Origin of the sequence: Streptomyces sp. NRRL S-337 (assembly GCF_000720175.1) — a bacterium.
Taxonomy (GTDB): domain Bacteria; phylum Actinomycetota; class Actinomycetes; order Streptomycetales; family Streptomycetaceae; genus Streptomyces; species Streptomyces siderophoricus.
In genome coordinates, this window is record NZ_JOIX01000088.1 from 16,794 (window position 1) to 38,963 (window position 22,170).

The 22,170-nt window shown below is 73.2% G+C and carries 19 protein-coding genes; 7 read left to right on the forward strand and 12 right to left on the reverse strand.

Features of this window, described 5'->3' with window-relative positions; all coding sequences use genetic code 11:
* Nucleotides 1-97: 97 nt before the first annotated feature.
* Both IG62_RS49715 and IG62_RS0135590 read right to left on the reverse strand, forming a co-directional pair.
* On the reverse strand, nt 98-232 hold the full coding sequence (locus IG62_RS49715) for a hypothetical protein (RefSeq protein ID WP_267881508.1): 135 nt from the start codon (nt 230-232) through the stop codon (nt 98-100).
* 193 nt (nt 233-425) lie between these two features.
* The gene (locus IG62_RS0135590; protein ID WP_078872457.1) at nt 426-2,006 is read right to left on the reverse strand and encodes an MFS transporter; all 1,581 of its coding nucleotides are present in this window, start codon (nt 2,004-2,006) and stop codon (nt 426-428) included.
* Between the two features lie 165 nt (nt 2,007-2,171).
* On the opposite strand from IG62_RS0135590, the gene IG62_RS0135595 reads away from it, so the two are divergent.
* Nucleotides 2,172-3,167, forward strand: coding sequence for an Lrp/AsnC family transcriptional regulator (locus IG62_RS0135595; RefSeq protein WP_030813418.1), 996 nt, complete (start codon nt 2,172-2,174; stop codon nt 3,165-3,167).
* 66 nt (nt 3,168-3,233) lie between these two features.
* Here IG62_RS0135595 and IG62_RS0135600 read toward each other — a convergent pair whose 3' ends face one another.
* The 7 genes from IG62_RS0135600 to IG62_RS0135630 all read right to left on the reverse strand — a co-directional run bounded on the left by IG62_RS0135600 (nt 3,234) and on the right by IG62_RS0135630 (nt 11,784).
* Nucleotides 3,234-3,620: a VOC family protein gene (locus tag IG62_RS0135600; protein WP_030813421.1), complete on the reverse strand. Its 387-nt coding sequence runs from the start codon at nt 3,618-3,620 to the stop codon at nt 3,234-3,236.
* Nucleotides 3,621-3,674: 54 nt separating this feature from the next.
* The gene (locus tag IG62_RS0135605; protein WP_030813424.1) at nt 3,675-4,451 is read right to left on the reverse strand and encodes an Fpg/Nei family DNA glycosylase; all 777 of its coding nucleotides are present in this window, start codon (nt 4,449-4,451) and stop codon (nt 3,675-3,677) included.
* A 32-nt stretch (nt 4,452-4,483) separates the two neighbouring features.
* Nucleotides 4,484-5,194 carry a hypothetical protein gene (locus tag IG62_RS43530; RefSeq protein WP_051799066.1) on the reverse strand — a complete coding sequence of 237 codons (711 nt, stop codon included), beginning with the start codon at nt 5,192-5,194 and terminating at the stop codon, nt 4,484-4,486.
* Between the two features lie 29 nt (nt 5,195-5,223).
* Nucleotides 5,224-7,383, reverse strand: a complete 2,160-nt coding sequence (locus IG62_RS0135615) for a nuclease-related domain-containing DEAD/DEAH box helicase (protein WP_030813430.1) — start codon at nt 7,381-7,383, stop codon at nt 5,224-5,226.
* 144 nt (nt 7,384-7,527) lie between these two features.
* A complete protein-coding gene (locus IG62_RS0135620) occupies nt 7,528-9,765 on the reverse strand; it encodes a family 2 encapsulin nanocompartment cargo protein terpene cyclase (protein WP_030813433.1) in 2,238 nt (745 codons plus the stop codon).
* Nucleotides 9,766-9,925: 160 nt separating this feature from the next.
* Complete coding sequence (locus IG62_RS0135625) at nt 9,926-10,813, reverse strand: ATP-grasp domain-containing protein (protein ID WP_051799068.1); 888 nt, start codon at nt 10,811-10,813, stop codon at nt 9,926-9,928.
* A complete protein-coding gene (locus IG62_RS0135630) occupies nt 10,810-11,784 on the reverse strand; it encodes an ATP-grasp domain-containing protein (RefSeq protein WP_030813437.1) in 975 nt (324 codons plus the stop codon). Before IG62_RS0135630 ends, IG62_RS0135625 begins: the two co-directional genes overlap by 4 nt.
* Nucleotides 11,785-12,191: 407 nt before the next feature.
* Between IG62_RS0135630 and IG62_RS0135635 the strand changes: the two genes are divergently transcribed.
* Nucleotides 12,192-13,592 carry an amidohydrolase family protein gene (locus IG62_RS0135635; protein ID WP_078872460.1) on the forward strand — a complete coding sequence of 467 codons (1,401 nt, stop codon included), beginning with the start codon at nt 12,192-12,194 and terminating at the stop codon, nt 13,590-13,592.
* Between the two features lie 188 nt (nt 13,593-13,780).
* Here the strand turns inward: IG62_RS0135635 and IG62_RS0135640 are convergent, their stop codons facing one another.
* Nucleotides 13,781-15,367, reverse strand: a complete 1,587-nt coding sequence (locus tag IG62_RS0135640; protein ID WP_234326880.1) for an MFS transporter — start codon at nt 15,365-15,367, stop codon at nt 13,781-13,783.
* Nucleotides 15,357-16,115, reverse strand: coding sequence for a GntR family transcriptional regulator (locus tag IG62_RS0135645; protein ID WP_030813446.1), 759 nt, complete (start codon nt 16,113-16,115; stop codon nt 15,357-15,359). Before IG62_RS0135645 ends, IG62_RS0135640 begins: the two co-directional genes overlap by 11 nt.
* 297 nt (nt 16,116-16,412) lie before the next feature.
* On the opposite strand from IG62_RS0135645, the gene IG62_RS0135650 reads away from it, so the two are divergent.
* The 3 genes from IG62_RS0135650 (at nt 16,413) to rocD (ending at nt 19,190) form a co-directional block, all read left to right on the forward strand.
* A complete protein-coding gene (locus IG62_RS0135650) occupies nt 16,413-16,901 on the forward strand; it encodes an Lrp/AsnC family transcriptional regulator (protein ID WP_030813449.1) in 489 nt (162 codons plus the stop codon).
* A gap of 250 nt (nt 16,902-17,151) precedes the next feature.
* Nucleotides 17,152-17,943: a dimethylargininase gene (ddaH, locus tag IG62_RS0135655; RefSeq protein WP_051799077.1), complete on the forward strand. Its 792-nt coding sequence runs from the start codon at nt 17,152-17,154 to the stop codon at nt 17,941-17,943.
* Nucleotides 17,940-19,190 (forward strand): ornithine--oxo-acid transaminase, encoded by a 1,251-nt coding sequence (gene rocD / locus IG62_RS0135660; RefSeq protein ID WP_030813457.1) that lies wholly within the window; start codon nt 17,940-17,942, stop codon nt 19,188-19,190. Before ddaH ends, rocD begins: the two co-directional genes overlap by 4 nt.
* A gap of 109 nt (nt 19,191-19,299) precedes the next feature.
* On the opposite strand, the gene IG62_RS0135665 is transcribed toward rocD, so the two are convergent.
* Nucleotides 19,300-20,064, reverse strand: a complete 765-nt coding sequence (locus IG62_RS0135665) for a TetR/AcrR family transcriptional regulator (protein ID WP_078872458.1) — start codon at nt 20,062-20,064, stop codon at nt 19,300-19,302.
* Between the two features lie 161 nt (nt 20,065-20,225).
* Here IG62_RS0135665 and IG62_RS0135670 point away from each other — a divergent pair, with 161 nt between their 5' ends.
* Nucleotides 20,226-20,687 carry a nuclear transport factor 2 family protein gene (locus IG62_RS0135670; protein WP_030813463.1) on the forward strand — a complete coding sequence of 154 codons (462 nt, stop codon included), beginning with the start codon at nt 20,226-20,228 and terminating at the stop codon, nt 20,685-20,687.
* An 824-nt stretch (nt 20,688-21,511) separates the two neighbouring features.
* Nucleotides 21,512-22,135: a TetR/AcrR family transcriptional regulator gene (locus tag IG62_RS0135675; protein ID WP_051799070.1), complete on the forward strand. Its 624-nt coding sequence runs from the start codon at nt 21,512-21,514 to the stop codon at nt 22,133-22,135.
* Nucleotides 22,136-22,170 lie beyond the last annotated feature (35 nt).

A 22,170-nucleotide genomic window follows, 5' to 3' on the forward strand; every position in this document is an offset into this window, starting at 1 on the left:
AGGCCGCTGAGGGGCCCTCACGCATATCCGCTCGCAAACGCACGAGGCGGACCCGCGCGCCACGCGAGCCAGCCTCGAACTCAGTGCTTCGGGTCAGTCAGTCGTCGTAGTCGAAGTAACGGCGCCTGTTGTGCCGGCGGCCGTGCCTGCGGCGACGCCTCCTGTAGCGGTCCCGGTCGTGATCCCAGTCGTCGCGCCTGTGCCTGCGCGGGAAGACTTTCCGGAAGCTCATGCTGCCTCCTTGATTGTTTCCTTCCGACGCCCCGTTACCGGTGGCGTCAACTCCCAAGCTACGTCGCCGACCTACTGACAACAAGGAAAATACGTGAAATTTCAGACGAAAGCTGAAATTCTTAATATTTCTGCGCAGAGTGGACAATTCATCACTCTCTGCAGACGCTTGCCGCCGGCACCAGACCGTCCGTTCACCGATCACCCGCCGTAGCCACCACGGGACTTGGCCGCATCCGGGCCGCGGCGACGACGGTGCAGGCGAGCAGGGCGAGGGCGACCCCGAAGGCATCGCGTACGCCGTGCAGCGCCGAGAGCGCGCCGGGGACGCCGGCCGACGGGGCCGCGTGGACCGCGGGGAGTCCGGGGCCGCTGAACGCGTGGAAGAAGACCGCGCCGAGCAGTGCGGTGCCGAGCGTGCCGCCGAGCTGCTGGGCGGCGTTGAGCAGCCCGGCCGCCGAGCCCGTCTCGTGCGGCCGGACCCGGTGCAGCGCGGTGGTGAAGAACGGGACGGCGAACAGCCCCTGCCCCAGCCCGCAGACCGCCAGCGCCACCGGCAGCGGCCACGGGTAGGAGGCGGCGGGGGCGGTGGCGTAGACGGCGACGGCGCCCAGCGTGCCGGCGAGCAGTGCGGCGAGCCCGGCGAACATCACCCGGGAGCCGTAGCGGGGCACCAGCCGGGCGCCGGCGCACCAGGACGCCACCGCCATCGCGACCGACCAGGGCAGCAGGGTGAGCCCGGACGACCGGGCGTCGGTGTGCAGACCGAGCTGGAGCTGCAGCACGACGACCATCATCAGGCCGTTGACCACCGCGAAGAACAGCAGCGAGGCTGCCAGCGCGGCGGGGAAGCCGCGGCCGCGGAACAGTCCCGCCTCGACCAGCGCGCTACGGCCCTCCCTGGCGCGGCGGCGCTGCTGCAGGCCGAAGACGGCCAGGACGGCGAGCCCGGTGGCCAGGACGGCCCAGGGCCGCGGCGCGAAGCGGGTCAGGCCGCCGTCGAGGAGCGGCTGGACGAGCAGTCCGGTGCCGAGGACGGCCAGCACCGTGCCGGTGAGGTCCAGCCGCGGCCGCCGCTCCGAGCGGTCCTCGGGCAGCAGCGGGGTCGCGGCGAGCACGGCGAGGCCGAGCGGGAGGTTGACGAGGAAGACCGCCCGCCAGGACGAGCCGAGCAGGTCGGCGTGGGTGAGCAGCCCGCCGAGCACCGGCCCGCAGACCGCGGCCAGGCCCATCACCGGGCCGATGCTGCCCATGGCCCCGGCCAGCGCGTCGCCCTGGAACATGGCCCGGATCAGCCCGATGGTCTGCGGGATGACCAGGGCGGCCGCGGCGCCCTGGACGGCCCGCGCGCCGATCAGCATCGCCGGGGAGACGGCCAGCGCGCAGACCGTGGAGGCCAGGACGAAGCCGGCGACCCCGAGACGGAGCAGCCGCCGGCGGCCGGCGATGTCACCGAGCCGGCCGCCGGTGATCAGCAGCACCGCGAAGGGCAGCGTGTACGCGGCGCTGTACCAGGGGATGCCGGACGCCGGGCCGCCGAGGTCCGCGTGGATCACCGGTGCGGCGACCGTCATGATCGTGGAGTCGAGCAGGTTCATCGCCTCGGCGAGCAGCAGCGCCGTCAGCGCGGCCCACCGCCGGGGGTACACCGCGGCCGACGGGCCGACCGGACCGTCGGCCGCCAGCGGGCGGGCCGGCCCGGAGCGCTTCGGCGACGGGCCGTGCGGCAGGGGGCTGTTCCGCGCGGGGTTGTTCGGCAGGGGGATGTTCGGCATTCGGCTGTCCCTTCGGCCGTGACGGATGTACGGCCGAGCCTGCGGGCGCGTACCGTGAACGTTCCAGCCAGGGCGCTCAGCTCGCAGCTTCTTTCCGCATCGGGCCCCCTTGGCGAAGAATTCGTCCATCCGCCAGCCATCCGTTCTCGGTCAGGAGGCCCGGACATGCCGCTCGACGAGATCGACCGCGGGCTGATCCACGCCCTGCACATCGACGGCCGGGCGCCGTTCAGCCGGATCGCGGAGGTGCTCGGCGTCTCCACGCAGACCGTGGCCCGCCGCTACCGGCGGCTGTCCGCCGAGGCCGGCCTGCGGGTCGTCGGGCTGGCCGATCCGCACCGCGCGGGCCGGGCCCAGTGGCTGGTCCGGCTCACCGCGACCCCGCACAGCGCCCAGGACCTCGCCCGTGCGCTGGCCCGGCGGTCGGACACCTCGTGGGTGAAGCTCGCCTCCGGCGGGACGGAGATCATCGCCGTGGTGCACACGCCGGCCGGCGGCGCCGACGGCCGGTCCCTCCTGCTGCACGACATTCCGCGCACCGCCGGCATCACCGCGGTCTCGGCGCACTACCTGCTGCACACCTACCTCGGCGGACCCACCGCCTGGCGCGGTCGCGCGAACGTCCTCGATGCCCGCCGGCGTCGCCAACTCACCCCACCGGCAACGGAGAACGCCGCCCTCTCCCCCGCCACGGGCGCCACGCCGACGGACGACGACCAGGCGCTGCTGTCCGCGCTGCAGCGGGACGGCCGGGCAGGCCAGGCCGAACTGGCCGCGGCCACCGGCTGGTCACCGGCCACCGTCGCCCGCCGGCTGGCCGCCCTGCGGGCCTCGGGTGCGCTGTTCTTCGACGTCGAATGCGATGACACGCTGTTCGGCGCCACCACGCAGGCGCTGCTGTGGATGACGGTGGCCCCGGCCCGCCTGGAGCAGGTCGCCACCGCCCTGGCCCGGCACGAGGAACTCGCCTTCGTCGCCGCCACCACCGGACGGACGAACGTGGTCGCGCACGCTCTCTGCCCGGACCCGGCGGCCCTGCACCACTACCTCACCCACCGCCTCGGCGGTCAGCGCGCGATCCACGCCCTGGAAACCGCACCGGTACTCCGCACCGTCAAGGCGGCGGGTCCTCTCATCTCGCCGCCCGGCAGGGCGGGTTGACGCTCCCGGACGGGATGACGCTCCCGGGTGGCGCGACGCTCCCGCGATCGCGGTGGAAGCGCCGCCTCACCACGACTGCCGCTGGGTGACGCCCACCACGTAACCGTTGAGGTCGGTGAAGTAGAAGAGCTTCTGGCCGTGGTGGGTCAGTACGTCCTTGGTGACGCTGACCAGCGGGCGGATCCGTTCGACGTAGGCCTCGAAGTCCTCGACGGACAGGTAGAACATGCCGAACGCGCCCACGGGGGTGTCCTTGAGGACCGGGAGCCAGCCGCGCAGGTGCTGGTCCCGGTAGACCATGAACGCGAACTCGCCGTCGAAGAGCAGGATGCGCAGGTCGTCGTCCGAGTCGTCGGTGCCCGGCAGGGCGGTGAAGCCGAGCTTCTCGTAGTAGTCACAGGCCGCCTGGGTGTCGGGCACGCCCAGGCACGGGGCGATGACCGGAGACTTCATCGGGCTTCTCCTTGGGGTGAGCACCTCGGGCGGCGGCACCCGCACCGAGTCGGTCTACGGCTGGCAGCGGGGGCACCACACCGTGCCCCGCCCGGCGACCCGCGCCCGGCGCAGTGGTGTGCCGCAGCGCGGGCAGGCCGGGCCGGGGTCGTCGCGCCGGCCGGTGAGCCAGGAGTCGCGCGGCGGGACGCAGCCCGCCCGGACGGCCGCCCGCAGGGTGCGGCGCATCTCGGCGTGCAGCCGGTCGCAGTCGTCGGCGGAGAGGTCACCGGCCGGGCGGCCGGGGGGAAAACCGGTGCGCCAGAGGATCTCGTCGACGAGCAGATTGCCCAGCCCGGCGACGACCGACTGGTCCATCAGGACGGCCTTGAGGCTGCCGCGCCGCCCGGCGAGCGCGGCCCGGAAGTCCGCCCGGCCCACCTTCCCCGCGTCCGGGCCCTGACGGCTCAGGATCCGCTCGGTACCGGCCGGGTCCATGAGCCACAGGCCTTGGAGTTTGCGCTGGTCGCGGTAGCGGAGCTGGCGCTTTCGGCCGAGCGTGAACACCACCCGGTCGTGGGGGTGGACCGGCTCGTCCGGGGAGCTGCAGACCAGCCGTCCGGTCATCCCGAAGTGCAGCAGCAGGGTGGGGCCGCCGGTGTGGGCGAGCAGCCATTTCCCGTGCCGCTCCGGTTCGGTGAACCGCCGGCCCTCCAGCTCGCCGCGCAGCCGCTCGGGGCTCACCCCGTGCAGCACGCCCTCGTCGTACACCTCGATCCGCCGGATCACCCGGCCCTGCGCGCACGCGACGAGCGTCCGCCGGAACCCCTCGACGTCCGGCAACTCGGGCATCCGGCCCACCGCCCATCCGGTCGTCGGCCCCGCTAGGCGTGGCGTGCCGTGTGTGGCGAGGGGTGCCGTGACGAGTGGGCTGACGAGTGCGCCGACGGGTGCCGCGCCGTGTGCGGTGACGGGTGCCGCGCCGGGTGCCGTGACGCGTGGGCCGACGAGTGCCCTGACGGGTGCCGCGCCACGTGCGGTGACGAGGGCTTGGCCGCCGGCGGGTGGTCGGCGGCCGGCGGGTCCTGATCGGCCGGCGGCTCGTCGGTGCCCGGCGGGTCCTGGTCACGGGGCGGATCCTGATCCCGGGGCGGGTCCTGGTCACGCGGCGGATCCTGGTCACGCGGCGGATCCTGGTCACGGGGCGGGTCCGTCGAGGGAGGATCCTCGTCGTAACGCGGCGGGTCGTCGTCCCCGGGGTCGTCCGACGGGACCAGCTGCAGGCTGCCGTAGCGGGCGAACACCGCCTCCGTGCCGGCCCGGACGGTGGCCATCGGGTTGCCGGTGCAGTCGCGCGAGGACCACAGCACGAGGTCGAGCGGGGTGTCGTTCACCACCTCGCCGCCCCCCGGCCCGAGGCCGTAGCAGTGGTCGTCGCCGGGGTCGACGATCTGGTACTGCCGGTTGCCCGGCCGCATGTGGAAGATGATGGTGCCGGTGGTGGCCTGCGCAGTGGGCGGCACGGACACGGCGAGCGCCGCGCTGAGCGCTCCGGTGAGGGCCACGGCGCCGAGAAGAGCGGTCTTGCGTCGCATGGACCCAACGTTCCCGAGGCCGTTTTGTCCTATTCCTCCTGATCCACAGATTCACCCTCCGTGCCGCTCGGCCGGACGCTGCCCAGCCACAGCACGTCCCGCGCCCGGGTCATCGCCACGAAGAGCCGGCTCCGCATCAGTTCGCCCTGCTCACCGGCGGTCCCCCCGCCGTCCGGCCCTTCCTTCGCCGCCGTCAGGTTCGCCTCGTAACGGGGCAGATAGACCCGTTTGAACTCCAGCCCCTTGGCCCGCCGGTAGCTGCCCAGTTTCACCGCCGCGACCGGCCGCCCGTCGTAATTCTCCAGCAGGCACACCCGTACGCCCGCCCGGGTCAGCAGCCGCCGGTAGCGTTCGATCGCGCGGGTCGCGGGGCACAGCACCGCGGAGTCCGCCAGTTCCTGCGGGCTCAGGCCGCGCAGCACGGCCACCAGCGCCGCGTCGTGCACCGCGGGCGAGGGCAGCACCGCGCGGACCACCTCGCCGTGGTGGTACGTCAGGTCGACGTCCCGCCGGCCCGGGGTCCGCGAGCCGTCGATGTCCTCGAAGGCGTCCTCGGCGACGGCGGACAGCGCGGTGTCCACGATCTCCTTGCTGTTGCGGTAGTTGGCCCGCAGCACCTGCCCGCGGTCGCCGCGGATGTCGATACCGGCGTCCGAGAGCCGGAACCCGCCCGGATGGACGGCCTGCTGCCCGTCGCCCACCAGCAGCAGCCCGTTGGGGCTGTCCCCCACCAGGGAGTGCAGCAGCCGTACCCCCACCAGGGTGAGGTCCTGGACCTCGTCCACGACCACGGCCGCGTACGGGTGGCCGCCGCGGCCGGCCGTCTCGGCGAGCGCGAGGGAGAGCACGTCGTTGAAGTCGTGCACCGCGCGTTCCGTGCGCTGCGCCTCGTACGCCTCGTAGAGGGCCCAGACGGCCTGCCGGTGCGGATGGCGCAGGCTGGTGCGGCGGCGCCGGCGGGGCAGCACGGCGTACTCGTCGAAGGAGGTGATCCCGCGGCCCTTGATGACGTGGTCGATCTCCTCCTTCCAGTAACGGGGCAGCGGATCGATCTCGGCCAGGCAGCTGTCCCGGCCGTGGTGCTTCCAGGCGAGGCTGAAGGCCGTCTCCGCCTTCTCCCGGTGCAGGCGCACCGGTACGTCGCGGGACTGGAGGTACTTCTGCGCCCAGTGGTGCAGGCTGCTGAACTCGACCCGGTCGGCCACCGCGGGGGCCATGGTGGCCAGGAACGTCGCCTGCACCCGCGGCAGGTTGTTGGCGAAGGTGACGTACAGGACGCGGCCGCCCGTGCGCTGGGCGAGGTACGCGGCGCGGTGCAGCGCGACGACCGTCTTGCCGGTGCCGGCCGGGCCGCTGATCCGGGCCGGGCCGGCCCAGTTGCGCCGCACCAGCGCGAGCTGGTCGGGGTCGAGGAAGGTCATCCACCGCTCGATGGGGGCCCGCCGGGCCTCGTCCATGGCGGCCCGGCGCAGCCCGTCGAGGTCGAAGAGGCCGTCGTCCGCCAAGGAGGGTGCGGCCGGCGTGGCCGCGAGCCGGTTCTGCGCGGTCCGGGCGTGCGTCCCCTCGGCCGCCGCCGGGTCCTCGTACTCGGGGAAGACCCGGCCCAGGTGCTCGGCGAGGGCCCGTACCGAGCCGGCGGAGAGCCGGGTGCGCTCCGACAGCAGCGCCGGGCCGATCTCGTGCTCGCCCAGCAGCCGCAGCCGGCCCAGCTCGGTGTCGACGCGGTGGCCGGCGAAGGCCATCAGCGGGCGGACCGCCACCGGTGACATGCCCAGCGCCGCCACCGCGCCCTCGGCGGCCTTGGTGACCGCGAGGAGTTTGCGCCGGTGCTCGTCGCGGGAGAACCCGCCGGCCCGCAGCCGCCCGCCGGACGGTTCCGGGGCGGCCCGCCAGTTCTTGACGTCGATGACGAAGACCCCGCCGGGCCCGATCAGCAGCATGTCCACGTTGGCCGCCCGGGTGCCCGGCCAGCGCCGGTCCACCAGCAGCCGCCAGCCCCGCTCGGTCAGCATCAGCAGCTGGGCGGCGATCCGCCGCTCCCCCTCGCTCGCCGCCTCCCAGCGTTCCGCCCGCTCCCGGGCGGCCCGCCACTGTTCCCTCAACAGCCGCTCCTGGCGCCGGGCCTCCTGGGCCCGCCGTGCCGCCGATCCGCCCGCCGCGCTCCCCGCCGCCGACCCGCCTGACGTCATCCCGCGCCCCCTCACCTCGGCCCGCGTCCCACGGGGTCATGAACCATAGGTCCGTGGCACATGACGCGGTAGTGCGCACAGGAGGGGCACGGAGGCACGGCGCGGGCCCGTGTCCGCGGCCCCACGGGCCCGCCGCGCGCACGGCTATCCGCTGCTTCGCACCGGTCGCCGGGCGGTCCGGAACGCCGAGGTGCCCAGGCCGTCCGGGACGCCCAGCCAGCCGGGCGAGCCCATCGGGTGCCGGAGTTCGGAGGCGACGTAACGGCGGCAGTTGCGGTGCCAGTTGAGGATGCCGGCCATCCAGTTCTCCAGCTCGTGGACGTAGCCGTCGAGCACCGCACGGGCCTCGGCGGACAGCCGGAAGTCGTCCTGGACGACCGGCAGTTCCTTGGCGGCGAGGTGCCGGAACTCCTCGATGCGCGAGGTCATGAGGTCGCCCACGATGGCCAGCGCGCTCGGGTAGTCGCACTGGAAGAAGGTCTGGACGACGAGGATGCCGTTGTGCACCTCGCCCTCGTACTCGATCTCCTTCTGGTACGAGAAGACGTCGTTCACCAGGCAGGCGAAGTCGGCGGCGGAGTTCTCCAGCGCGCGCAGGGTGCCGGTGCGGTAGACCTCGGGCGGCACCCGCCGGCCGTGGCCGATCCGGCACAGGGACATGGTGAGGTCGGACCCGAACGTCGCCCGCCGCATCTCGATGTAGTCGACCGGGTCGGGGATGCGGTGCTGGATCTGGTTGTCGATCTCCCACAGCCAGCTGGCCGTCATGACGTCCACGGCCTGCCGGAAGTCGCGGCGCGCCTCCGGCGTCATCGACACCACCGTGCGGGGCCACAGGTCCGCGAGGCCGCGTTCGAGGGCGTTGACCGGCTCCGGGACGGGCGCGGTGGCGTCGAGCGGCATGAACGACGACAGCCGTTCGGTGCAGGCCTTGGCCGAGGCGAGGTCCCGGGTCCGGCCGAAGACCTGCGGGTAGTAGTCGTCGGCGTAGGTCCCCCAGGCCAGCCACTGGGAGCCGAGGTCCAGCTCGTCCGGGGTGGCGTCCGGATGGATGCCGGCCGCGCACAGCGCCAGGTCGTGGCGGACCATCGCCGGCTCGTCCCAGACGTCGGAGAGCGGCACCCCGGGCTGCGGCCGCAGCATGCCCATCCGGTGCGCCCAGTCGAGGACCCGGCGGCGGGCGCCGTCCAGGTGGGGGCTCAGCGTGAGCGGGAACGGCATGGTGATCTCGGGGATCAGCGCCGGGCCGACCTTCTGGTGGGGGACGTGGGTGTGGCTGCGGAAGCGGTGTGCGCCGGCGGTGGCCAGCGCGGTCTTCAGGTCCGCCGCCGAGGTGCCCGGACCGGTGAGGGCCGACGGCGACCACGGCCGCGCGGAACCGGCCGCCGCTCCGCCGCCGTTCATGTAGCGGCTGGAGCGCATGTGCCACTCGTGGCCGCCGGACTGCCAGTCCTGCAGCCCCTTGGCGTACGCCAGCACGTCCGCGCAGGACCGCGCGTCCAGGCCGGTCTCCAGGAACAGCGCGGGGAGTTCGGTGACCACGGTGTTCTCGAACTGCTGGAGCCGGGAGGTGATCAGGTCGTTGACCGCGTCCGCGGCCTCTTGGGTGGTGCAGTCCAGGAAGGTCTCCAGCACCAGGACGCCGTTGCTCAGTTCGCCCTCCTCCTCGGTCTCCCGCTGGTAGGAGAAGAGGTCGTTGCGCAGGTGGACGCCGTCGGAGAAGGTGTCGCGCAGCACCCGCAGCGGCCGGGAGCCGGCGACCGCGGCCGGGACCTCGGCGCCGGCCGCGTACTCGACCAGGCCCGCGGACCAGGGCGCGCCGCCGACCTTGCGGCGCATCTCGATGTACTCGACGGGGTTGGGCACCCGGTTGATGTTGATGTTGGACAGTTCCCAGAGGGACTCGTTCAGCAGGTGCTCGGTGCTCTCGGCGAACCGCCGGCGCCAGTCCATCGACATGTGCGGCACGGTGCGCGCCCAGAGGTCGGCGAGGCCCGCCTCGACCGGGTTGGTCGGCTCCGGTACGGGCGTGGTGTGATCCATCGGCATGAAGGCGGGCAGCCGGTCGAGGTACTGCTTGCCGCCGTCCCGGTCCAGGGTGCGCTTGAACTTCTCCAGGAAGTGGTCGTCGAAGAAGAAGACCCAGACGTACCAGTCCGTCACCAGCGAGAGCGCGTCCGCGGCGCAGTCCGGGTGGGTGTACGCGCACAGCAGGGCGTAATCGTGGGCGTCGAGGTCCTGCTGCTCCCAGATGCCCGAGCCCTCCAGCATCCCCATGTCGCGGGCCCATTGGCGGGAGTGCGTGCGCGCCGCCTCCACGTGCGGGTTCAGCCGCGCCGGGTAGGGCGTGTAGAAGCGGGGCAATTCGAATGGCTGGGTCACCGTGGCTGGCCTCTCCCCATACGTGCGGAAGGAAGGCGCGGCGGACCACGCCCCCTGACGTGGCCAGCGCTACCCCGGGGTCCGGCGCATTAGACGTTGCGGAAAACGAGCTTCCGCGTCCGCCGCTTTCTGCTCGTTCACCCACGCACCGCTGACCACTTCAGGCACCTTTCCGACGCCACCCTTTCGATTCCGCGGCCGTAGGGGCGGCACAGGCGGTACGGGTGGTAAGAGCGGTGCGGTCGGTACCGGCGGTACGGGCGGTGCTCAGGGCGAGTTCCGCCAGTGCTTCCGGTGCGCCCGCCTGTCCCCGTATGCCGGGGAAGGCGTTGACGTCGACGACCACCGGCCCGTCCGGGCCGAGCAGCACGTCCACGCCGTAGACGTCCAGGCCGAAGACCCCGCCGGTGCGCAGCGCGAGCTCCGCCCAGCCCGCGGGCAGTTCGCCGGGCGGCAGCGGCCGGGTCGGCCCGCGCCCGTCCGGTGCCAGCTCCGAGCGGCGCAGCCCGGCGAAGAGCCGCCCGTCGACCACCCACAGCTTGTGGTCCCAGCCGCTGTTCGCGGTGAACTCCTGGACCACCACCGGCTCTTCGGGCCAGACGGTCGCCAGCTCCCGTAGTTCCGCGGCGGTGTCGGCGCGGGCCACCAGGTCACCGCGCCGGCTGTACCGGCTCTTGACCACCAGCGGCCCGGCCGGCTCCCCCGCCGCCGCCAGTTCCCCGACCGTGTCCACCGACCGGGTCGCGGCGAACGGCAGCCCCGCCGTGCGCGCCAGCTCCGCCATCACCACCCGGTCCTGGCAACGGGCGGTGGCCGCACTGGAGTTGAGGACCGGGGCGCCGTACGACTCCAGGCGGGCGGCCAGCGCCAGCGCCCGCGGGGTCCGTGCCTTGAGGAGGTAGACGTCGGCGAGCGCGCCGCGGTCCGGACCGGGCGCCTCACCGTCCGGGTCCAGGTGGTCGACCCGGTGGCCGTCCCCGGTCAGCAGACGGGTGGCCGCGGCCAGCACCGGGTGCGCCGGGTCCGCCGTGATCAGGCCGATCCTCACCGGTCGCCGCCGATCGCCGCCAGCGGGACGGTCTCCGGTGCGGGCGGCGCCGCGGCCGGTGGCGCCGCAGCGGTCGGCGCTGCAGCGGCCGGCACCCGCCGGTCGTGGCCGGTGCTGTTCCCCCTGGTCCCCCTGGTCCCGCCGTTCCCGCCGTTCCCGCCGCCCCCGCCGGCGAGCCGCAGCACCGCCGCCGACACCCTGGCCACCGCGTCCGGCACCTGACGGAAGCTCGGGAAGTCGTTGATGTCGACGACCACCGGCCCGTCCGGGCCGAGCAGCACGTCCACGCCGTAGAGGTCGAGCCCGAAGACCGCCCCGATCTCCGCCGCGATCCCGGCGACCTCGGCGGTGAGCGGCACCTGGCGCTCCGGTACATCGGCCCCGGGATGCAGCGGCGAGCAGCGTTCGGTGGCGTACAGCTCACCGGCGACGCAGTAGACCTTCAGATCGGTACCGGAGTTGGGGACGTACGGCTGGGCGATCAGCAGCCCGCCGGCGTTCTCCGGCGCGCCCGGCCCGGTCAGCCGGCCGGGGCTCTCGACCAGCCGCACCGCGCGCCCCGAGCTGCCGTCCGCGGGCTTCACCACGAGCGGGAACGCGCTCTCGGGCAGCTGGGCGAACTCCTCGGCCCGGGCCGCCGCGTACGTCACCGGCACCGGCAGGCCGTGGGTGCGGGCGATGACCGCGGCCAGCGCCTTGTCCCGGACGCCGCGGATCGCCCGGGCGTCGTTGACCGTGGTCAGCCCGACCGCGGCGGCGGCCTCCAGCAGGGTCAGCCCCGGCCCGCCCGAGACGGTCTTGAGGACCCAGGCGTCATGGCTGCCCGCGCGGACCGACTCGGATATCGGGATCAGCGAGCGGCCCGGCCACATGACGTCCACCTGGTGGCCCCAGGCGCCGAGTTGGCGGATCACGTCCCTGGGCATGCCGTCGTAGCGGTACTGCTCCTCCACCAGGAAGCAGAGTCTCATCGGGGCATCCTCGTCATCGCCGCGCGTCCGTCCACCGTCCGCCCGGCAGATCCATGACACATCAGGATCCCACGCGGGGCCCGGCAGGGGCCGTGAGGGCCCGTGCGCCGCTACGGATCCCCGCCCGCCCCATGTTTCGGCGAGGTTACGCCACCCACCGCGCCCGTCACCCGTGCCCTGACCAGGTGCGCCACCGGTCCCGCCGGGCCCAGCGCCACCCCCCACCCCACCTCGTGAATCCCGCATGCCGGAACCCTTGTTCCGCTTCTGGTGCGGTCCTAGGGTCGGGCCACCCCGGGGACGGATCGACGGACGGTACGCACCACGTACCGCAGTACGGGAAGCAGGCGAGCGGGTTGGCGAACGAACAGCACAGCGGATTCGGCCGGCGGGGATTCCTGGCCGGCATGGGCGGCATCATCGGCGCATCGGGACTCGGCGGCGCGAGCCCGGCCGCGGCCGCGGCACCCCACCACGGGCCGCGCCCCGAGGACTTCCACGGCCACCGGCAACTGCTCGTGCCCGAGCTGCTGCTCCTGCCCGAGGGCCCGGTGCGCGACCGGGCGGTCCTCGTCTCCGGCGGCACCTTCCGCGCCGTCGGACCGGCCGAACAGCTCATCGCCGCCCACCGCGACCTGCAACCGGTCCGCCTGGACGGCCACTTGCTGATGCCCGGCTTCGTGGACGCGCACCACCACCTGACCCAGAGCTTCGGCAAGGCCCAGTCCTTCGGCCAGCCCTCGGAGATCTTCAAGACCGTCTGGGAACCGCTGGAACACGCCCTCGACGAGGAGAGCGCCTACGTCTCCGCCAAACTCGCCGCCCTGGAGGCGCTGCGCGGCGGCTTCACCACCGTCGCCGACGCCGGCACCCGCGCCCCCGTCGACGTCCGGGCGATCGCCAGGGGCACCGAGGAAGCCGGCATCCGCTGCGTACTGGGCAAGATCGTCTCCGACGGCACCGGCGGCCCCGCCCACCTCGAACGGTGGGACGGCCACCCCCTCGTCCACCCCTCCCTGGCCATCGCCGTCCCCGAGGACGCCACCGCCGAGACCCTCAAGAAGACCGCCGCACTGTGTGCCGAGGCCGGCGCGGTCCTCCAGATCCACGTCAACGAGCACCTCGCCTCCGTGGAACGCTCGTTGAAGAGCGTCGGCCGGCGCCCCGTCGAACACCTCCACCACATCGGCGCGCTGGGCCCGCACACCCTCGGCGCCCACGCCACCCTCCTCACCCCCACCGAGATGCGGCTGCTGGCCGACTCCGGCGCGGCGATCAGCTACAACCCGGTGGCCAGCGCCTGGAAGGGCAACGGCGTCACCCACGCCACCATGCTGGCCGCCATGGGCGTCCGGTTCGGCATGGGCACCGACGGCACCCGCGGCGACGGCTTCCGGCTGATCGACGCCGGCGAGACCGCCCAGCGGCTCGCGTACGGCCTGGGCTCCGGCGACTCGGTCTGCGGCGCCGGCCGGATGTGGCTGGACCACGCCACCGCCCGCAGCGCCGACGCCCTCGGCCTCGGCAAGGTCACCGGCGAGATCGCCACCGGCAAGGCCGCCGACTACCTCGTCGTGAACCTCGACGTCCCCGAACTCACCCCCTCCTACGACCTGAGCTGGGAACTCGTCCGGCTCGCGAACCGCGACCAGATCGCCGCCGTCGTCGTGGCCGGCCGCCTCCGCCTGTGGCACGGCCGGCCCACCGACTGGGACGCCCACGCCCTGGTCACCCGCGCCGCGGACCTCGGCCCCCGGGTCGTCGAACGCGCAAAGATCCAACGGGTGGAGCCGGTGTACGACTCGTAGGACCGGCCCGGGCACGGGGCTCCCCTGCAGGCGCATCCACGGGTCCACCCACAGGCCGACGGGCCCACCCACGGTTCCCACCCACGGGACCACCCTCGGGCCCGCCCACGGGAATACCCGCCACCCCCAGGCCGTTGGTGGCCCCGAGGGGGCTCCCGGACCCCCTAGGGAATCTGTTCGACCCCTCCCTAGGGGACCACCCGCCGCCCCCACCCCCTGGGTTCCCCGGGCTCCCTGGGTTCCCCGGGTTCCGTGGGTTCCCCGGGTTCCGTGGGTTCCCTGGGTTCCCCGGGGTCCGTGGGCCCCCCGGGCATCCAGCAAGCCACCAGCACCGCCGTGCCGGCCAGCACCGCGGCCAGGGTCAGCGTCGCGCTGTGCAGGCCGTCCGTGAACGCCGCGACGACCGCGTCGCGCACCCCCGGATCGGACGTACGGGCCTTTGCCGCCGCGACCGTCGTCGGTGCGCCCGGCCCGGCCAGCGGCGCGGGCAGCCGCGCGGTGAAGACCGCGGTGGTCACCGTGCCGGTCACCGCGATGCCCACCGCGCTGCCCAACTCCCGGCTCAGACTCTGCAGTCCGGACCCGGTCCCGGCCCGCTCGGGCGGCAGCGCGGCCATCATGGCGTGCGACAGCAGCGGGGTCGCGATCCCGCAGCCCAGCGCGGTCAGCCCGGCACCCAGCGCATAGAGCGGATACGGGGTACGGGCGTCGGCGGCGGACACCGTGCACAACCCGCCGGCCAGCACCAGCATGCCCACCACGACCGCGCCCCGCCGCCCGCACCAGCGCTCCAGCAGCAGCCCGCACCGCGGCCCGGCCAGCAGCGCCCCGGCCATCGGGAGCAGCCGCAGTCCCGCCCCGAACGGCCCGTACCCCTTCGCGTACTGCAAATACTGGCCGTTGAGATAGAACAGGCCGAACATGCCGGTGAACAGCGCCGCCATGCCCACCGCCCCGGCCCGCACCGCCGGCCGCGCGAACAGCCGCGGATCCAACAGCGGTCGTGCCGAACGGAGTTCACCGCGGACCCACCCCGCCAGCAGCACTCCGCCCGCGCCGAACGCCCCCAGCACCACCGGACTGCCCCACCCCTCCCCCGGCCCGCTGACGATCCCGTAGAGCAGCGCCAGCAACCCCCCGGTGAACAGCACGCTGCCGCCCGCCGGCACCGGACCCGCTCGGCCGCCACCCACCGCGGCCGGAGCGACCACCGCGACCAGCAGCAGCGCACCGAGCGCCAGCGGCACCACACAGCAGAAAAGCGTCCGCCAGCTCCCGTACTCGATGGCCGCCCCGCCACCGACGTTCCCCCATACGGCGGCGAGCCCGGTCATCGACGCCCACACGGCGATCGCCCTGCGCCGCTCCCGGTCCCCGCGCCCCTCCACCAGCAGCGCCAGCGTCGTCGGCAACACGGCCGCGGCGCCCACCCCGCTGATCATCCGCCCGGCGATCACCCACCCCACCCGTTCCGCCACCGCACAGACCACCGCGCCGAGCGTGAACACCCCCAGCCCGCACAGCAGCGTCCCCTTGCGCCCCCACCGGTCGGCGAGCGCGCCCGCCGGCACCAGCAGACCGGCGAAGACCACGACATAGCCGTCCACGACCCAGACCACCGCCTGCGCCGACGGGTGCAGCGCACTCGCCGACAGGTCCGGCAGCGCCAGGTTGACCGCGGACACCATGCCCACGACCAGGCTGACGCACAGGCACATCGCGACGGTCAGCGCCGCACGCCGCCCCCGCGCGGCCGCAACCGGCTCACTCCACAACGGAGTTGACGTCCCGCGCCCGGTCCAGCGTGGCCTGCAGCGTCAGCCGGTCCCCCCGCAGATGGATGAACTCCAGGTCGGCCGGCCGCCCGTCGGCCAGCCGGGTCAGCCGCTCCACCGCGAGCACCGCCCCGCCCTCCGGCATCGCCAGCACCTCACACGTCGCCGGATCCGCGACCACCGCCCGCACCGACACCTCCGCCCGGCCCAGCGGCGCCCCCGCCACCCGCTCGATCAGATCGAAGACGTCATGCCGCTCCAGCGTCGCCCGCCCCCGCGCCAGCAACGGCTCCCCGACCTCCGGAATCAGATACGTACAGTCCAGCGACAACGGCGCCCCGTCCACCCGCCGCAACCGCTCCAGATAGACCGCCGCCGCCCCCTCCGCCAGCCCCAGCCGCCGCGCCACCGCCAACGGCGGCCGCACGCTGCGCGCCTCCCGCACCTCGTTGACGACCACGCCGTGCCGCTGCAGCACCTCCGCCAGCCCGGACAGCTCCCCCAGAGGATGCTGGTACGTCCGTCCGGCCACCACGGTGCCCACCCCCCGGCGCCGCTCCACCAGACCCTCGTCCCGCAGCAGCCCCAGCGCCTCCCGCACGGTGTTCCGCGACGTACCGAACTCGGCCACCAGCGCCCGCTCGTCCGGCAGCACCCCGCCCGGGAACGCCCCGCGCAGCACCTGGCCCCGCAGCACATGCGCCACCCGGCGCGCCTGATCCGCCCGCCGCCCCTGTTCCGCCGCCATCCGCAAGCCCTCCTCCCGCCGCCCGAGACGCTAGGCGACCGGCGTTGCCGCGAGGTTACGCCACCCCACCTGACCTGCACAGATCCCTGAACTGCCGGTTTGCGGGACGGGCCCGGGGCTGCGCCACCGCCCGCCGCCCGCGGACCGCTACCGTGAGGCGATCACGCACACCGTGCGTACCGCCCGGCGAGCACGCGCGCACGCCACCCGGCACTCACACGCGCACGGCGTCCGTCGATCACCCGCTCACGCGCTCACGCGCTCACACAGGACTCGGACGGACAGGGAGGTCCAGCAGTGACCCACAAGGCCGTGCCCTTCGACGACCTCGACCGGAAGATCATCGCGGCGCTGCTCGACAACGGCCGGGCGAGCTTCGCGGAGATCGGGACGGCCATCGGGCTGTCCTCCACCGCGGTCAAACGCCGGGTGGACCGGCTGCGCGAACACAACGTGATCACCGGCTTCTCCGCCACCGTCCGCCCCGCCGCCCTGGGCTGGCTGACCGAGGCCTACGTCGAGGTCTACTGCGACAGCGCGGCGCCGCCCCGCCGACTGGCCGAGGTCGTCCGCAACCACCCGGAGATCGCCGCGGCCATGACCGTCACCGGCGGCGCCGACGCCCTGCTGCACGTGCGGGCGACGGACGTCGAGCACTTCGAGGAGGTCCTGGAACGGATCCGGACCGAACCGTTCATCCGGAAGACGATCAGCTACATGGTCCTCTCCCACCTCCTCCCGGACGCCCCGGAGGCCGGAGCCCAAGCAGCAAACGAGCGCGCCTGACCGAAATCACGCAGGAATCCTGCTCGCACGCGCAGCATTCGTCGCTTGTGACCGGAATCCACCTCTCCTTACCGTGGTAATCCCCGGGTGGGTGATCAGTGACCCTCTGTCACGCCTCACCGATCACCCCACCCACCTGCCTCACCGGAGAGGAAGGGATACTTCTGTGCCGACGAGTACTGCCACCAGCAGCGCGAGCACCCCGATCCCGCCGGCAGCGGCCCGCACGGCGCGCCCCCGCCGCTACCTGATGTGCGAGCCCCGCCACTTCGACGTGCGCTACGCCATCAACCCCTGGATGCACGAGGGCGCGCAGGTCGACACCGCCCTCGCCGCCCGCCAGTGGGAGACGCTGGTCGACGCCTACCGCGCGCACGGCCACACCGTCGAGACCGTGCCGCCGGTGCCCGGCCTGCCCGACATGGTCTTCGCCGCGAACTCCGCGCTCGTCGTGAACGGCCGGGTCTTCGGCTCGCAGTTCCACGCCCCGCAGCGCCGCCCCGAGGCCACCGAGTACGAGACCTGGTTCAAGGCCGCCGGCTACGACGTGTACCGGCCCGTGGCCCTCTGCGAGGGCGAGGGCGACCTCGTCCCGGCCGGCCGCTACGTCCTCGCCGGCACCGGCTTCCGCACCGCCCGCGCCGCCCACGACGAGGTACAGGAATTCTTCGGCGTCCCGACCATCGGCCTGCAGCTGGTCGACCCGTACTTCTACCACCTCGACACCGCGCTCTTCGTCCTGTCCGAGGACCCCGCCACGGGCGACGCGGAGATCGCCTACTACCCCGGCGCCTTCTCCTCCGGCAGCCGCGAGGTACTGCGCCGACTGTTCCCCGGCGCCGTGCTCGCCACCCGGGACGACGCCATGACGTTCGGCCTCAACTCCGTCTCCGACGGCCGGCACGTCTTCGTCGCACCACCGGCCACCGCCCTGATCGACCAGCTCGCCGCCCGCGGCTACGTCCCCGTCCCCGTCGACCTCTCGGAGTTCCACAAGGCCGGCGGCGGCATCAAGTGCTGCACCCAGGAGATCCGCTCATGACCGCACCCGTCCGCACCGTCCCGACCCCCACGGCCCCGGCCCGTGCGCCCCGTTCGTCCGCCGAGCTGATCCGCGCCGAGGGCCCGGTCCTGGCCCACAACTACCACCCGCTGCCCGTAGTGGTGTCCCGCGCCGAGGGCGTGTGGGTCGAGGACGTCGAGGGCCGCCGCTACCTCGACATGCTCGCCGGCTACTCCGCCCTCAACTTCGGCCACCGGCACCCGGCCCTCATCGAGGCCGCCCACCGCCAGCTCGACCAGCTCACCCTCACCTCCCGCGCCTTCCACAACGACCGGCTCGCCGGCTTCGCCGAGGCCCTCGCCGAACTGACCGGCCTGGACATGGTCCTGCCGATGAACACCGGCGCCGAGGCGGTGGAGAGCGGCATCAAGGTCGCCCGCAAGTGGGCCTACGACGTCAAGGGCGTCCCGGCCGACCGCGCGACCATCGTGGTGGCCGACGGCAACTTCCACGGCCGGACCACCACCATCGTCGGCTTCTCCGACGACGCCACCGCCCGCACCGGCTTCGGCCCCTACGCCCCGGGCTTCCGCACCGTCCCCTACAACGACCTCGCCGCCCTCGAAGCCGCCGTCGACGACACCACGGCCGCCGTCCTCATCGAACCCATCCAGGGCGAGGCCGGCGTCATCATCCCCGACGAGGGCTATCTGACCGGCGTCCGCGAACTGACCCGGCGAACCGGCTGCCTCTTCATCGCCGACGAGATCCAGTCCGGCCTCGGCCGCACCGGCACCACCCTCGCCGTCGAGCACGAATCCGTCGTCCCCGACGTCCTCCTGCTCGGCAAGGCACTCGGCGGCGGCATCGTCCCGGTCTCCGCCGTCGTCGCCCGCCGCGAGGTCCTCGGTGTCCTCGGCCCCGGCCAGCACGGCTCCACCTTCGGCGGCAACCCGCTCGCGGCCGCGGTCGGCTCGGCCGTCATCGAGCTGCTCGCCACCGGCGAGTTCCAGCGCCGCGCCGCCGAACTCGGCGAACAGCTCCGCACCGGCCTGGCCGCCCTCACCGGCAAGGGCGTCACCGGCTTCCGCGCCCGCGGCCTGTGGGCCGGCGTCGACATCGACCCGGCCCTCGGCACCGGCCGCGAGATCAGCGAACGCCTCCTGGCCGAAGGCATCCTGGTCAAGGACACCCACGGCTCCACCATCCGCCTCGCCCCGCCCCTGACCATCACCGAGGAGGAACTGGCCTCGGCCCTGACCGGGCTGGAACGGGCGTTGGGCTAGGGCCCGGGGCGCGGCCGTCACCACGGGACGGTCAGCCGCCACTACGGGGCCGGCGCTACGGGACCGTCAGCGGCCGCCGGCGCTACGGGACCGTCAGCGGCCGCCGGCACTACGGGGCCGCCGCCTCCGCGCTGTCCGAACGGGCCGCCGCCAGCAGAATTGCGGCGGCGGCCCGCGCCTGCCGTGCCGCCCCCGCCTCCCCCACGACAGCGGCCGCACTGATCGCCCCGTCGACGAGCAGCGCCAACTGGCCGGCGAGCAGAGAGTGTTGCGGGACCGAATGCCCACCCGGCAGGTCACTCACAAGCCCACTCGGCAGGCGACCACTCGGCAGGCGACCACTCGACAGATCACTCGGTAGATCACCCGGCAGGTCACTCACGAGCCCGCCCAGGTAGCTCACCAGCGCCCGCTTGTGCTCCCGCGCGGCCCACGCGACCTCCTCCGACGTGGCCCCCAGCTCCCCGAACGAGTTGAGGAAGGCACACCCCCGGAAGCCCGGCTCCGCGAACCACTCCGCCAGCCAGTCGAAGACCGCCAGCACCCGCCCCTCCGGCCCCTCGCCGTGCGCGTCCACGTACTCCGCGAGCGCCGCCCGCCACCGCGCATCCCGCCGCCGCAGATACGCCTCGACGAGATCCTGCTTGGCCGGAAAACACTGGTAGAGCCGCTTGAGCGAAACCCCCGCGGCGGCCCGCAGCTCATCCATCCCGACGGCCTGGACACCGCGCCCGTAGAACAGCTCCTCGGCGGCATCGAGTATCCGCCCCCGAGCTTCATCCTGAGCCGTACGGACGCCCTCGCGAGCCGCCCGCACACCGTCGCGAGCCGCCCGGGCTTCGCCGTGAGGCGTACGGACTTCCTTCTGTTGCATGGGCACGTCCAGGTTGGTCGTCGCGACTAGGGGCCGAGCGATCGAGGAATCCGGTAGCGGAGAGTCCGCTAGCAAAGAGAACGATCGTTCTCTACACTAACCGACACCGACCAGAGAACGCCCGTTCTCCCCTCCCCCTCTCGTCCTAAGAGAAGTGCGCCATGACATCACCACGCCCACCCTTCCCCCCGTTCGACGAGCAGAGCGCTCTACAGAAGGTCCAGGCCGCCGAGGACGCGTGGAACACCCGCGACCCCGAGCGGGTGGCCCTCGCCTACACGGAGGACTCGATCTGGCGGAACCGCGACACCTTCCTCCACGGCCGCGACGAGATCATCGCCTTCCTCCGCCAGAAGTGGGCTCGCGAGCTGGACTACTCACTGCGCAAGGAACTCTGGTCGTTCCATGACAACCGCATCGCGGTCCGCTTCCAGTACGAGAGCCATGACACCGACGGCCAGTGGTGGCGCAGCTACGGCAACGAGCTGTGGGAGTTCGACGAGCACGGCCTGATGCGCCGCCGCGAGGCCGGCATCCACGACGTCCCCATCCAGCAGTCCGCCCGCCGCATCTTCGGCCCCCGCCCAGACCACGAAAAAGGCACCCCCCTCCCCTTCGCCTGACCCCCTCCCCTCACGCAGACCCCGACACCCCCTCCGCAACCAACTCCCCAGGCAGGCCAGGCACAGCAAGTCACGGCGCAGCGCAGTGAGAAGCGGAGCGACGCGGTGGGGTGCGATGCGGTGCGACGCGGAAGACATCCATCCCCTACGGCGTCCAAGGCATCCGCCACCGCACGCATCCGCTCAAGGCACCCGCTACGGCGTCCGCTTGAGACTCCGCCTCCCGGTTACTGGCGTCCGCCCCGCTACGCGTCCGCCCCGCGCTTCCCGCACCACCCCGGACCACCGCTCTCGCCCCACCCGGGCGCCGCCGGCCGCGGGCCTGGGCCACCCGCCGCGTGGACCACCCCGCAGGAAACACGACAACCGGCCCACCCTCCGGCACCTTTAAATCCCGAACGGGGACACCAGCGGGATAACCGTCGAGGGCTTCGAGGCACCCAGAGCACGTGCAGCACGACCTGCCCCCCCAGCACGAGCGTCACGGACAGCGCCGGAAGTTGGTGGAGACCGGATGACCTGCACCCAGGAGCCCTCAACTCCACTGCCCGCCATATCCGTTGCGGCCCCGGACGGCCGCCTCCGGCCAGTCCCGCCAGTCCTGCCAGTCCCGCCAGTCCTGCCATCAGCTTGCAACCAGCCCTGCTACCTCAGCACTGACGACAGCGGCGGTCTCCTCTCCCGTCAAGCCCCACCCGATCACTCGCGCCACCCCAACCCCAGCCGCACCCAGTTATCCACAGGATTTCCCAACTCCCTTGCCAGGCATGGTCGGTTCACATATCTTGGAATAACCGTTCCAAGATACGACGACAGGCCCCGCCATGCCCGACCACAAGCACTTCAACCCCGACATCGTGCTCGACGACGCCCTGCAGATCTTCTGGCGTCAGGGCCTGCCGACCACCGGCATACAGGCCCTGGTGACCGCGACCGGCGTGAGCCGGTCCAGTCTCTACGCGACGTTCGGCAACAAGGACGGGCTCTACACGGCGGCCCTCGCCCGCTACATAGACCGGCACTCGACCCCGGCCTTCGACCACCTCGCCTCCACCTCCTCCGGGCTGACCGCGATCGAGGAGTTCTTCTCCTCCCTGATCGAGATCCGTTGCTCGGGAGCGGTCGCTGGATGGGGCTGCATGGTCACCAACGCCTACGCCGGCCCCGAATGCGCCGACCCAGGCGTCCGCACCCTGCTCGAAGACCACCACACCGCACTCCGGTCGGCCCTGCGCGCGGCCCTGACCACCGCCGCCGACCTGGGACAACTCACACCGTCCGCCGACCTCGACGCGGCCGCGTCCGTCCTGGCGACGCTGGCCTACGGCGTCAACCTGCGCTCCCGCGCCGGCGCCGGCGCCCGCTCCCTGACCGACACGGTCACCGCCGCCCTAGCTGTGCTGTCCGGGGACGTTGGTGACAGGCGACACGCCTTTCAGGGCGCTTGAAGAAGGTGAGGGCCTTCTGGCTCGGTGGGGATTGC